The sequence below is a fragment of the Hymenobacter sp. AT01-02 genome (assembly GCF_000961955.2).
Classification (GTDB): domain Bacteria; phylum Bacteroidota; class Bacteroidia; order Cytophagales; family Hymenobacteraceae; genus Hymenobacter; species Hymenobacter mucosus.
Genome location: NZ_JZIR02000014.1, coordinates 95,943 through 109,467, shown reverse-complemented (window position 1 = coordinate 109,467; position 13,525 = coordinate 95,943). Strand labels below are relative to the sequence as shown.

At 50.4% G+C, this 13,525-nt stretch carries 6 protein-coding genes, 1 tRNA gene and 1 pseudogene; 5 read left to right on the top strand and 3 right to left on the bottom strand.

Annotation, left to right across the window (positions count from 1 at the left end):
- Positions 1 to 2 precede the first annotated feature (2 nt).
- From VI25_RS05360 to VI25_RS05350, 3 genes are read left to right on the top strand one after another with little or no spacing between them, the layout of a single operon-like run.
- Positions 3 to 3,008, top strand: a complete 3,006-nt coding sequence (locus VI25_RS05360) for a Z1 domain-containing protein (protein ID WP_055562335.1) — start codon at positions 3 to 5, stop codon at positions 3,006 to 3,008.
- Positions 3,005 to 4,000, top strand: a complete 996-nt coding sequence (locus VI25_RS05355) for a PD-(D/E)XK motif protein (protein WP_045688832.1) — start codon at positions 3,005 to 3,007, stop codon at positions 3,998 to 4,000. The genes VI25_RS05360 and VI25_RS05355 overlap by 4 nt, the downstream gene beginning before the upstream one ends.
- 8 nt (positions 4,001 to 4,008) lie before the next feature.
- Entirely contained in the window at positions 4,009 to 5,889 is a 1,881-nt protein-coding gene (locus VI25_RS05350) for an AIPR family protein (protein ID WP_045688833.1), read from the top strand.
- 377 nt (positions 5,890 to 6,266) lie between these two features.
- Here VI25_RS05350 and VI25_RS05345 read toward each other — a convergent pair whose 3' ends face one another.
- A complete protein-coding gene (locus VI25_RS05345) occupies positions 6,267 to 6,872 on the bottom strand; it encodes a 3'-5' exonuclease (RefSeq protein WP_045688834.1) in 606 nt (201 codons plus the stop codon).
- A gap of 292 nt (positions 6,873 to 7,164) precedes the next feature.
- Positions 7,165 to 8,469, bottom strand: coding sequence for a site-specific integrase (locus VI25_RS05340; RefSeq protein WP_045688849.1), 1,305 nt, complete (start codon positions 8,467 to 8,469; stop codon positions 7,165 to 7,167).
- Positions 8,470 to 8,587: 118 nt separating this feature from the next.
- Between VI25_RS05340 and VI25_RS05335 the strand changes: the two genes are divergently transcribed.
- A tRNA-Arg gene (locus VI25_RS05335) sits at positions 8,588 to 8,657 on the top strand.
- A 947-nt stretch (positions 8,658 to 9,604) separates the two neighbouring features.
- Here the strand turns inward: VI25_RS05335 and VI25_RS05330 are convergent.
- On the bottom strand, positions 9,605 to 10,714 hold the full coding sequence (locus tag VI25_RS05330; RefSeq protein ID WP_045688835.1) for an acyltransferase family protein: 1,110 nt from the start codon (positions 10,712 to 10,714) through the stop codon (positions 9,605 to 9,607).
- Positions 10,715 to 11,401: 687 nt separating this feature from the next.
- Between VI25_RS05330 and gyrB the strand changes: the two are divergent.
- Positions 11,402 to 13,389, top strand: a pseudogene (gene gyrB, locus VI25_RS05325) (DNA topoisomerase (ATP-hydrolyzing) subunit B).
- Positions 13,390 to 13,525 lie beyond the last annotated feature (136 nt).

The following is a 13,525-nucleotide window of genomic DNA, read 5'->3' as shown; positions in this document are numbered from 1 at the left end:
TTATGAATAGTAACACTTACGAACAGGTTCGCAAGAGTGTCATTGGTGCATTATCGGGTGAAACAGGGCTTACAGAAGACTTCATTCGCGAGGAGGTTGTCTATGCTTCTACACGTAAAAAGCTTCCAGGTGAAGAGCAAGAGCGTCTGATACAGGAGCTCCTGGCCAACTCAGTTGTAGTAAATCAGGATTATAAGATTCTGGATGGTGAGGACCAACAGCAACGTACATGGTTGTTTGGCAACAAGAACAATATCGAGTGGCGTTTCTGGCGGCGTTACCGTGACTTCATGGAGCAGGTGGTTGAGTTGCCGACAGATACCATCAATAAGATGGACAACCTGACCGACGATATACTCGACCGTCTCACTAATCCAGCTCAAGCGAAGGGATGGGACAGGCGCGGCATGGTAGTGGGACACGTACAGTCTGGTAAAACAGGTAATTACACAGGGCTCATCTGTAAAGCAGCTGATGCAGGCTACCGTGTCATTATCGTCCTCACAGGTTTGCACAGTAGTCTGCGTAGCCAGACGCAACACCGTCTCGACGAGGGTTTTATAGGCCGGGACACTCAGATGGAGCGTGCCTGGGTGCCGGGACACGATACCAACATTATCGGCGCTGGCCGCTTTAATAACCAGTTTTCGGCCAACGCTTTGACAACCAGTGCTGAAGATGGAGACTTTAGTTTGAAGTCAGCCCGTAGCTCTGGGGTCAGTATTCTGAGCTCAGACCCGACGCTCATTGTGGTTAAGAAAAACGTCAGTGTTCTCAACGCGCTGTTACGCTGGCTGGGTGCACAGGGCGAGACGTTAGATGGGAAGACAAAAATCATCCCACGCCTGCCACTCCTGCTCATTGATGACGAAGCTGACAATGCTTCTGTCAACGTTAGTAAGACTACAGCATCGGCCATTAACCGGAACATACGTGCCCTCCTCTCATTGTTTGAGCAGAAGGCTTATGTGGGTTACACCGCCACCCCCTACGCTAACGTATACATTCCAGAACTTGCACCTGCTGATTACGAGGGGCATCAGCATAAAGTGAGTGGTGCAGAGTTTATAGTAGGGCAGGACTTATTCCCGCGGGACTTCATCGTCAACCTGCCTGCACCATCTAACTACATAGGTGCAACGCGCATTTTTGGTCTTGGGGGAGTGCTGGATGATGAGCAGGCTGAAGCTGCTGCCGCGAAGTTGTTGCCCATAGTGCGTCTGGTCGATGACTACAAGCCTTACATACCGGACAAGCATAAGATGCAGGATACGCCACCGTCTACTCTGCCGCCAAGTCTGGAGCGGGCCATGCGGTGCTTTATTCTGACATGCGCAATCCGGCGCGTGCGTGGGCAACAACACCGCCATAGTTCAATGCTGGTGCATGTCAGTCGGTTTGTGATATGGCAGGACGCGTTGGCTGAACTCGTTGATGACGCGTTGAAGAACATGCAACGTGAGCTTCGCTACGGCAATGGTAGTCTGCTGGAAGAACTGAAAGAGTTGTTCGAAGCGGATTATAAGGACACCACTAGTAAAGTAGTACATGTCCTGCAGAATGATCCGCACTGGCGTGACCCGGCAGTGGTTTCTTGTACATGGGAGCAAGTGTTGCCTGCGCTACTGCCAGCAACGGAGAAAATAGTTGTCCGTGTAGCGCATGGGTCTCCAGATAAATCTGGTGGGAACCCGCTGCACCGGCCGATCAATTATGTCGACTATGAAAAGGTAAATCCTGAAGATGGTACAGAAGCAGGACTTTCGGTGATTGCTGTGGGCGGAGACAAACTTTCCAGAGGTCTGACACTGGAAGGACTCTCTGTCAGCTATTTCTTAAGGGCATCCCGCATGTACGATACACTCATGCAGATGGGCCGCTGGTTCGGCTACCGACCAGGGTATGCAGATTTGTGCCGTTTGTTTACCACTACACAACTTCTGGAGTGGTATCAACACATTGCTCTCGCCTCGGAGGAAATGCGCGACCAGTTTGACGAGATGGTGCAGCTTAACAGTACTCCCAGGAAGTACGGCATCAAGATCAGGACTTTGCCAGGTATGCTGCAGATTACCGCTGCCAACAAGATGCGTGGAGCTGTGAAGATGAGTTTGAGCTATTCTGACAGACTTATGGAAACGTACAGTTTTAAGCGGGATCCAAGGATTGTTGCTGACAACTACCAGCTCACGCGTGATTTAGTATCTGGTCTGGGAGCACCAGGGAAGCTGCCAAATCGCATTGTACGGGAAGTATCTCCTCAACAGTCATTATCGTGGAGCACTACTGCCGATGTAGTGATGGACTTTCTGAAACGTTTTAAAACCAGCCAGCCGAATATTGAAGCACTGAAGCTGACAGACTACATTCAGAAGCAGTCAGCTCACGGAATTATTACCAATTGGACTGTAGTGTTGGTTCAGCCTGAACGAAAAGCAAAATCTGAGGATGCCCCTGCGTACCCATTTGTCATCAACGGTGAGCTAACGTCTGTAAACAGTACTTATCGAGCGCACGAGCGTCCCCGTGGCGAAAAGAATAAAGACGTTCCTGCGCAACCTCCAACAGAGGGGCCGTACATGGTCGTTCGCTCACATATAATCAGCCCTCGTCATGAACTGCTGGATCTTTCGGATGAGCAGTTAGACCGTGCGTGCCAAGCCCACTTGGCTGCGAAGAAATGGGAGCAAGAAGAGAAACGTAAACACTCAATTCAGGTAGGGATGCCTGAACCGGCATTCCAAGAACTCAAGGTAGATCTTCCCGCTGGCCGTTTTATACGTGCTGCCCGTCCGGAAACCCAGGCGTTGTTGTTGCTCTACCCATTGAGTCCTGTACCCGCTGGATTAGGTGCAGAGCATCCTGTTATCGGGTACGCTCTGAGTTTTCCAAAGATTGGGAACGACGAAGGTGTGGAGTACGCTGTAAATGAAGTATTCCAGAAAGAGTTTGAAACCGACTTCGATGAGGTCGATCCAGACGAAGAAGCACTGGCACTTAGCAAATGAGCAAGCTGGATATCATTTGGCAGCAGATGGAGAGCGACTCGTCCATTGATACGCTGTCGTACCAGAATACAGGAAGTCCTTCCGCACAATTACTGGCTGGGGTACGACGCGTACCTGGAGGACCCACAAATAGAGCTGTTTTACTTCGTCTGCCGGTACATCTGGTACGGAAGGTCGTTTCCAGTGACCGTAACCAAGGATTGCGCCTTGACCCCTTAGAAGATCAAAATGCGCCAGGGTACGGGTTCGTTGCACTGGTGCTCACGAAGGGAGAACTACGTGACATCTTTACAATACTGGCTACTGACATGCTTGAAGTCGTGGGGCCAATCACCGTTCAAGCTGATCAACTTCGTGCGTTTCTGAAAAGACTCAGTCGTTGGCAGGATCTACTTAACTACTATAGTCCGGGTGGTTTGAGTGCCCCGGCCCGTCAGGGGCTTTTCGGAGAGCTCTGGGCAATGCGTTGGTTGCTGGCGGTTGGAAATGTGCCCGCTTCACCCGTCCTCAGCGCTTGGGTAGGGCCAGAACGGGCACCTCAGGATTTCCAGTTCCCTGGCACTGCCTTAGAGGTTAAAACAACTTCGGGAGGTAGTAACACACTCTGCATAGGTGGACTCTGGCAACTTGAGTCAGTTGCCGCGACTGACTTTTTTCTGTTACACATCCCTTTGGTTAATAGTGCTTCCGGAGAAAGTCTTCCAGTCCTTGTCGCTGATTTAGTGGAAAGGTTTGCACTCGACCCTGTCCTGGGAAGTCGTTTCGAAGCACGGCTTCTAACGGCCGGTTACCTGCACAGTCAGGCCGCTATGTACAAAGACGAAAAGTGGTCGGTGAAGCCCACACGTCTAATGACAGTCTCAGAAGACTTCCCACGGTTACGCACGCATGAGCTGCCCGCGGCTATCACAGCAGCTACATACGAGCTTGATGCGGGCGCACTCGATCCCTGGCTTTGCCACGAGAGTACCCTTTTTACGTTGCTGTACTAACGCGTGTTATGAATGCTCTACCCGTTTACTTAGATCAGCTGAATCAAGAAGTTCTTGACCGTGCAAGTGTAGAAGAAGGAGGTGCTCTGCTGGAAGAGGTAGCTACCCGCTACATGTTAGATCTGCTGCAGGACACTGGTTACATCAGCGACGCGTTACTCTGCCATGATGCGCGTGAGGATAGGTCTGGACGTCGTATTATACACCGGATCAGTGCCTATGCCATCAACGAAGGGGGGAGTTCCCTGGATCTTTTTATCACCAGCTTTTATCGTCCAGGAGGGCCTGAGGAAGGTGTGCGCACTTTCGGGAAAGCAGATCTGGAAAAGTCGATTTCACAAGCAACACGCTTCCTGGAAACAGCCGTTAAGGGGTATGTTGACCAAGTTGAGGATTCCGCGCCTGTATACGCTCTGGCTTACCACCTCGCAAAATATGGTAGTGAATTAGTGCGGGTGCGCATATTCATACTTACTAACGGGCGGGCGAGCTCACCCGAAGGAGCTGCAGAGAAGAAGCAGATTGGCGGCATAATGGTGAGCTATGAGTTGTGGGATATTGAAAGGTTTCAGCGGCTTAGCGCAGGCACTGCAGACAAAGGGCCGATAGTAATCGACTTCGACGTTGAGCACTCACACCCTATTCGTTGCCTGCCCATGCCCGTAGCTACTGACGACTATCAGACGTGGCTGGCCATTTTGCCTGGTAGTGTGTTGGCCGAACTATATGAGCGTCATGGACAGCGACTACTTGAGCGCAACGTCCGGGCGTTTCTTCAGTTCAGTACTAAAGTAAACAGAGGGATTCAGGAGACTGTCATGAAAACTCCTGAGCGGTTCCTGGCTTATAACAATGGTCTGGCTGCTACAGCTGCACGGGTCGAGCTGACAGAAGATGGCTCAGCTATCCGACGGATTCACGATCTGCAGATTGTTAATGGAGGGCAGACGACAGCGTCCATTTACCAGCTGCATTACCAGAGTAAAGGCGCTGCTCCTCTTGACAAAGTGTTTGTGCAGATGAAACTGACGGTGCTCAGTGAGGCACACGACACTGACCGCTTTGCTGCACTCATTGCGCAATATGCAAACACGCAGAATCAGATAAAGCAGGCAGATCTGTCAGCCAACGAGCCGTTTAATGTCGCCCTGCAGAGAATTTCGCGTAGCACGTGGGCTCCAGCTCTTAGCGGGACCGGAAAGCAGCAGCGGTGGTTTTTTGAACGGGCACGTGGTCAGTACCGGGTTGAACGAGCCCGGACAATGACTAAGGCAAACATGAAGAGATTTGACTCTGACAACCCACGTAACAAGCTTATTACAAAGGAGTTAGTAGCAAAATGCCGGCTGGCCTGGGAGCAAAATCCCCATAAGGTTGCAATGGGAGGGGAGAAGGCATATGCGGCATTCCGTGAGAGGGTAGAGGAGGGTCAGCTCCCGAATAACGCTTGGTTTGAAGATTTGGTAGCAGTAGCGATACTCTGGAAAGAGGCAGATGCTGCGTACACAGCCGCTAAACGCAAGGGCACTAAGTTCCTGGCCGTTCCATACACGCTGGCGTGGCTCAGCCATGTTACAGGCGAGGTTGACGTGGAAGGCAGTGTAATGACACGCCTTGACCTACCCGGTATCTGGCGACGTCAAAGCCTGACGGTGGCTCAATCGCAGCTTATTCACACTGTTGTGCCGCTTATTGATGAGTTTATTCTTACTGCATCTGTAGGACGGCTGCCAAGTGAATGGGCGAAGAAAAGTGAGTCGTGGGAGGATGTCGTTAGCCAGGGTACATTCGGACTGAATATGGAGCTTGCTGCTGTTCGAGCCGAACTACTATCTGCCGGCAGTATTGAAACAAGGTATGTGTCTGCGGAAGTAGCCGAGTTAGTCTAGGAGAGAGCAGCATAAGCTGTCCCTTTTTGGTAGCGGCGCGGATTTGACGTTCGCTCTAACTATATCAGTGGGAGCACTTCTGTCTGCTCACCGTGAACAAGTACTGAGTACAGACTAATGCGCCTGCACCCCACTAGCTGTGTACCTACTGGTTAGTGAATGAGTGAGATTACGGACGTAACTCTGTCCTGAGGAGCGTTGTATGCCGTGGAAACATGCACACCTCATTTAAATGCAAAAAGGGACTCACCAGTTTCAACCAGTGAGTCCCTTGTCTGATGAGAACACCTCCTAGAGAAGGTAGGGCAGTAGATAATGAACTACTAACATGACGAATGCGCAGACTAAGTCGCGGGTGAGTTTCTGTGAACTTGTACTCATGCAACCAAGCCCATGTACTGCATGGCGAAAAAGCAACGCACGCACGCCATAACGTCGTTCAGTGCGTCGTGTGCACCCTTAAACTCGTGCCCAAATATCTCTTGGTACAATTCCCCAAGCTTGGGCCACTTGTACGAGTGGCCTTTGAAGCTGCCCGCAGCCGGAAAACGACAGTAGTCAGTACCAATTTCCATCGTGCAGATCTTGGGCACCGTTTCGAGCTGTGAGGTAATGCCAAGACGGTGAAATTCTGCTCCTACGACCTTGGTGTCGAAGTTGATGTTGTGTGCAACGATCTTCTTTACGCAGGAGAGGTCGAATGCAAAATCCTCCAACACATCAGCCAGGGCTGTTCCTTCTGCCACAGCCCGAGCGTGAGAGATGCCATGAACAAGAGTGGCTTCTTGTGGAATGGCAAACCCATCCGGGCGGATGAGGTAATTCTTGTGTTCAATGGGGTCTCCCGCTTCATCGTAGAGAGCCCATGCAAGCTGAACAACTCGGGGCCAGTTGTCAGTGTCAGACGCGGGTGCGTAAAAGTTTTGAGGGATTCCGCTGGTTTCCGTATCGAAAAACAGGTAGTAGGGTAGTGTGTTGAACATTACTAAAAAGGCAAAGGGGGAGTACAAGAATATACGAAAATGGAGCGTGTTAAACAAGTTGTAAGTCGTTGTTAGGTAACTATTTGATGGTTGTGTAGGGATGCAAGTGCTGGTCGGCTTTCTGAGAAATCTGGTGGGAGTAAGCGACGAACTGGGCTGCAGTAAGACGCCAAGCTGTTGTGAACCCGGGCTGTCAGAACATGATTGACATATGAGCGCAAAAGTGTACTCACCGCTACTGATTTCTACTCGGCCCCCTAACAGAGCGAGCAGCAGTTCTATCCGCCCAGAACTAAAGCAGCTGATTGAAAACCGCGTCCATTGTTTCGGAGTCGAATGAGTCGAGGTAGGTCATTGTCACGGCTTCAGAGCTGTGCCCCATTGCTTCACTGATCATGCTGGTAGCCACCCCACCTTTTTTTAGGCTCGTAGCAAATGAGTGACGGGCTACATACGTTGTCAAGGGAGTGGTAATGTTTGCTTGCAGAGCCAGCACCTTCAGGTCCTGATTTACCCACGCGAGCATCTTGTGTAAGCGGTTCTGAATCTGAGTAGATGTCAGGTGTCTCTGTGTATGTAGCACAGGAAACACGTAACTCTGAGGGGAGAGGGGAGCTGGAGAACGGTAACTGTTCAAAATCTCGACAGCGGGTGTGAGAAGCTTGATGATGAATTTACCACCAGTCTTCTGGCGTTCGTAGCGGAGTCTGATGGCACCTGCTTCTTCCTCTGTGAAGTTGCTCCATCTTAGTTTCGCCATATCAACGAAGTTGATACCGCCGCAGTAGAATGAGAACAGAAACAGACTCCTGGCTAAGCAAAGACGCCGGGTTCCAGGCTGAAGAGCTTCAAGCCGGCGGACGGACTCACGACTGATTGCGCGCTTGGTAGTAGAGACGTCAAATTTGCCAATGCTGAACTTGTGACGCTCCGCAGCGTTCCGGGCAAAGGGATAATAAGACGACTTGGCGTCACCAGCCGCAATAGCCTTATTGAGAACGGCTCGGAGGGTGCGAAACCTGTTAGAGAAAGTCGTTTCCTTGGCCCCGGCAGCTCGCAGTACGATTTCCCATCTGTTACAGAACGATACTGTTACTTTCTCAAAAGGTATATCGGTGGTGTTGAACTCGGCGGATATGAACTTGCTCAGCTGGTTGCGTAAGTCCCTGTATACTCTGGCGTTGCCCGCTTGCCCCGATTCCAGCATGGCAGTAATCAACTCGCCGACGTACTCAAGCAAATGGACCCGGCGTAACTGCTTTCGCTCTGTTGCTGCCTGAACCAGGACGGAGCCAGCATCATGCCGCTCATCGAAAAGGGCCAGGGATTTAGCAGCTTCTGTGTACTTGAGTTCCCACTTCTGCAGTTCCAGCAGAAGTTGGGTCCGTTGTGGTTCCGGATAACTACGCCGTATTTCCTGTTTTTCAGGGTTCCAGTACTTCGGGTGTAAGGATAGCCCTGTGGACCGGTAAATCTGTTTTCTGTTTTTCGTAATCCGGATCAGAAAGGGGTGGGATCCGTCAGCAAGGGTCTTGCCGACCTTGTAGTAAGTGCGTACAGTTGCCTGACCTTCCTTGTGTTCTGTCGTTCTGCTCATCGTAAAGGGCCACTGTGGCGCGGTGCCTACAGCGGTGCATACAAGTGATGACGACAGTGGGAAATTCAGCTGCAGAACACTACTCAGACCATCCAGAAACGCTGGCAGGGACGTTTTTCCGTAGCTCAGCTGGATAGAGCAGCTGCCTTCTAAGCAGCCGGTCATGTGTTCGAATCACATCGGGGCCACGCTGATAATAAGCCACTTAGCTTTTGCGCTGGGTGGCTTTTTTGTTGATAGTTTACACGTTGGTTCATGCGAGTGGCTCTATGGGTGTAAAAAGGAAGTGATAAGCGCAATCCAAGGAGTGATATTATTCACCGCGTCAATATCTATCGGCTGAAAAACCAGTATTAGGTCTGCTACTATGCAGCAGATCTAGTTTCTGATAGTAGCCAACAGTTGTTGGTGCATAACTCCATCCTGTGACTCTTAATCGTAGATCATCGGAAGCGATACTACTTCTTGATTCACAAATCGCATGACAACTATGTGGAATAGGTAGCCGCTTTCGATATCTACATTGAAATGGGTCTGGTTATATTCTCTATTGGCTGCGGCATGCTCAGTAGCCTGTCCTTACCCGATAGTCTCTTTTAGGCAAGCCACAACATTAGGTTCACTAACCCCCACTAGTTATGCGCTGTGTGGTAGCCAGCATAATTGCCTAGCCGCTCGGTTTTATCAATATGTTTCGAAGGCATTCCGACCGGAGTGGGTAATACTGCGTCAACGCCTACTGGGCGCTGCTCCATCAGCACGGAATTGTATACTTCTAAAGCCGACGTGGGAATGCCTCGCTAATGCCCATACCGAATGCCTGTAGTTGCGCCTCAAAACCGAGCAATTCGAACAACGGGAGTGGCCTGCCTTTCACGACATAGCTGACACCCAGCACAGCGTAGCCACGTATTTTGGCTACTATAGTTACGAGTGAAGCCACTCAACTCTTGCCTACTTAACCTCGCAAATATGTTACTTACAACAACTTATAAATATTGCCCTAATCTGTTCCACCTAACTGAACCATCTTATTTTGCTGCTTCTAGTCAGTTCTGATTAGGTGACTATAAAGCTCTTAGTCAAGTATTGAGGATACGCCCTCCGTTAATCAATCTTTTCAAATACAGTTTCCTTACGCTTTTGATGAGGCAGGAGTAAACTTCTTAAGAAAAGCATCTACTTGCTGTCCTAGTGCCCGGGCATATCTTTTTTCCACTAAGACATGTACCAAGTAGGCCGCTATGAAGCTGGCAATCGTCAGCCCTACTAGGAGTACATATTTATTGGATATAGTATGCAGGCGCTGGTAGAAGATGTAGCCAATGTTATGGTGTAGCAGATAAACGGGGTAGGTAAGGGCCCCTAGTGTGCCGAGGCCGTTGAAGCGCTTTAGCGTGATGTGGCCGTCTGTAATCAGCAGTAAAACGGCAAATATTGCCACAATGATACTGCCTACTATGACAGGCGAAAACTGGTCATGGAATGCTACGCCTAACCCTACGCTTGCTGCTATTCCATTACGTAGGGCCAGCCCTAAAGCAACCAACAACAGGATATGAAGCTTCCACCGCTGAGTAAAACCGATCTTTCGCAAGTAAAGAAGCATGCCCCCAATGAAGAGGGGAGCGAATTGAGGAAAGAACGCAAAGGAGAAAACAGAGGGGGCAGGCGTACTTCCTGCCAGCAACGAGTAAAACAACCACCCCATCAGAATCCATTGCATATAATCAACTAGCTTATATGCAATCAGTAGGGAGATTAAAAAGTAAAAACTGATTTCAACGGTCAGGGTCCAATACACCCCATCTAAATCTCGAAAACCAAAGAACTGCTGTAGCATTGTCATGTTAACAATGTACTGGGTCAAAGAGGCATCCATAAGATGAGTTCGAAAGGGGGAGTCAGCTACTGGTCCCAGAAATCGTATTGCTAAGAACGTAAGGGTGCAGGCAACCCAGAATGCAGGATACAATCTAGTAAAGCGGGAAAAGAAGAACTGCCATACCGTTTTCCCCATGGCGCTCATGAGTACGACGTAGCCGCTGATTACAAAAAAAAGGTGAACCCCCAGGTATCCGTATTTACAGATAGAGCCTAACCAAGGGTAGGATACAGGGTTCAAGTTGTCGGCCATGTAGCCACGGTAAGTGTAGTGGAATATAACTACAGCGAAAGCCGCAATAAAGCGCAATAGGTCAAGCGCATAATTACGATCTTCTCGCTTCGAAACAGTTGTGGACATGCCGGAGATTGGTAATGCTGAGTTGCACGACTAGTGCTCACTTTGGAAACAGGAGGCAGTATAACGTAAATAATCAAAGATAATTGTGTATTTTATATTGAATGGCTTTTCGGTGAATACGTTGCGCCTTGGAACACAGGATGATAGTGCCACGATAATTGGTTGTTGTAGTAGGCCGCAACCTCTTCTAAGTTTCAACCTCTTGACTGTATCCACTATGGTTCGGCGCACTGTGTTCTCTCTAATTGGGATGCTGATGATTAGTACTTTACATACATAGTGCGTCCGCAGCGGCGTGAAAGCAGGCAGATTACTAGTACCCACCACCAGGCGAGAGTGCCAGATCCATACTTGCACCTAGGACAAGCTAAGGACAGTTGAGATGCTTTTCGCTCGGTACTTTGATGTATAGCTGTTTCGCCTACTTACGGTTGGTCAGCAGCTTTCCGCACTAACTTTGAGGAGTAATTCGGCTATCGAAGGCAGAGCGTTGGTCGGTCGAGTGGGAGGGCTTATGGGTCGTGATTCTGGCATAGTTTGGTAGCGCAGAATAGTCGGTTTGAGGGCACTATAAAGCGTCGGTGCGCGTTAAGACAAGAATACCCAAAACCGCGCAAACAGTGGCAAAAACCGAATAAATTTGGTATGTTTGCCTACTTAAGCAGTTAGCGCTGAACCTACCGCAACATGAGCGAAACGAAAGAGAAAAAAGCCCCCGCCGAGTACTCCGCGAACAGCATTCAAGTACTCGAAGGGCTCGAAGCTGTGCGCAAGCGCCCGGCCATGTACATTGGGGATATCGGGGTGAAGGGCCTGCACCACTTGGTGTGGGAAGTAGTGGACAACTCCATTGATGAAGCCTTGGCCGGCTACTGCGATACAATTCAAGTAACAATCAACGAGAACAACTCCATCACCGTGCGTGACAATGGTCGCGGCATTCCTGTCGACTTCCACCAGAAAGAGGGCCGCTCGGCTCTAGAGGTGGTAATGACTGTGCTGCACGCCGGTGGTAAATTTGATAAGGACACGTACAAAGTATCCGGTGGTTTGCACGGGGTAGGGGTAAGCTGCGTGAACGCGCTTAGCCAAGACCTGAAAGTAACCGTGCGCCGCAACGGTAAAATGTACGAGCAGGAGTACAAAATTGGGGCGCCTCAGTACCCAGTACGGGAGATTGGCGAAACGGAAGAGCACGGCACGCAAGTAGACTTCTTGCCTGACGATACAATCTTTACCGAGTCGGTCTACAAGTACGCCACTATCGCGTCGCGTCTGCGGGAGCTGTCGTACTTGAACAAGGGCATCACCATTATCCTCACCGACCGTCGTGAGAAGGGAGAAGATGGAGCCGATTTCCTGACAGAAACCTTCCACTCTGAAGGTGGCCTGGCTGAGTTTGTACAGTACCTCGACGGCTCGGAGCGTCATGCGCTGATGCCTACGCCTATCCACGTGGTAAGCGAGAAGGGCAACACGCCGGTGGAGGTTGCATTGCAGTACAACGACTCTTACCAAGAGAATATCTTCTCGTATGTTAACAACATCAATACCCACGAAGGCGGTACGCACGTAGCTGGCTTCCGCTCTGCCCTTACTCGCACACTCAAAGCCTACGCCGATAAGTCTGGCAAGCTGGAAAAGGCTAAGGTGGAAATTTCGGGCGAAGACTTTCGCGAAGGGCTCACGGCAGTTATTTCAGTGAAAGTAGCGGAGCCTCAATTTGAGGGGCAGACCAAAACAAAGCTAGGGAACAGTGAAGTTAGCGGCGCAGTGAACACCGTTGTGGGTGAGATTCTGGCGCAGTACCTAGAAGAAAACCCGAAAGAGGCTAGCATCATTGTGGAGAAGGTAATCCTGGCCGCCAAGGCCCGCATTGCTGCTCGCAAAGCCCGCGAAATGGTGCAGCGCAAAACGGTGTTAGGTTCAAACTCACTACCTGGTAAGCTAGCCGACTGCTCCGAATCAGACCCGGAGGTATGCGAGCTTTACTTGGTGGAAGGTGACTCGGCCGGTGGGACGGCCAAGCAGGGCCGTAACCGCGCATTTCAGGCCATTCTGCCCCTGCGGGGTAAAATTCTGAACGTAGAGAAAGCGCAAGAGCACCGCATCCTGGAGAACGAAGAAATTCGTAATATGATTACGGCATTGGGAGTTACGTTTGGTGTCAATGCCGACCCAGAGAAGGGTATTGAAGCAGATGCCAAAGCGCTGAACACCGCAAAGCTGCGCTACCATAAAGTCATCATCATGACAGATGCTGACATTGACGGTTCGCACATCCGTACCCTGATTCTGACGTTCTTCTTCCGCTACATGCGTGACTGGTAGATCGTGGCTATATCTACATCGCCCTGCCGCCGCTCTACCTTGTAAAGCGGGGCAAAGAAGAGCGCTACTGCTGGACTGAGGATGAGCGTATGCAAGCCCAGGAAGAAATGGGCAAAGGTCGTCCTGAGACTGTGAACGTGCAGCGTTATAAAGGCCTTGGGGAAATGAACGCCGAACAGCTGTGGGAAACCACCATGCAGCCGGACACCCGCTCCCTCAAGCAAGTAACGGTAGATTCGGCTGCGGAAGCCGACCATTTGTTCTCCATGCTTATGGGAGACGAAGTGGCACCCCGCCGCGACTTCATCGAGAAAAACGCCAAATACGCGAAATTGGACGTGTAATCACTAGATTGGAAAGGCCCGCCGTATAGCGGGCCTTTTTGTTGTCCTACATGGCTGTCTATTCAACCAAGTGGAACGCCGACCAGCGCGAGTACAAGTGTGCCACCCTAGCTTTTCACTAGTATAAGAACTTTAA

Bases quoted from the DNA above. Each gene is read 5' to 3' on its own strand.
- VI25_RS05360 (WP_055562335.1), top strand. From the start codon at position 3: ATGAATAGTAACACTTACGAACAGGTTCGCAAGAGTGTCATTGGTGCA.
- VI25_RS05355 (WP_045688832.1), top strand. From the start codon at position 3,005: ATGAGCAAGCTGGATATCATTTGGCAGCAGATGGAGAGCGACTCGTCC.
- VI25_RS05350 (WP_045688833.1), top strand. From the start codon at position 4,009: ATGAATGCTCTACCCGTTTACTTAGATCAGCTGAATCAAGAAGTTCTT.
- VI25_RS05345 (WP_045688834.1), bottom strand. From the start codon at position 6,872: ATGTTCAACACACTACCCTACTACCTGTTTTTCGATACGGAAACCAGC.
- VI25_RS05340 (WP_045688849.1), bottom strand. From the start codon at position 8,469: ATGAGCAGAACGACAGAACACAAGGAAGGTCAGGCAACTGTACGCACT.
- VI25_RS05330 (WP_045688835.1), bottom strand. From the start codon at position 10,714: ATGTCCACAACTGTTTCGAAGCGAGAAGATCGTAATTATGCGCTTGAC.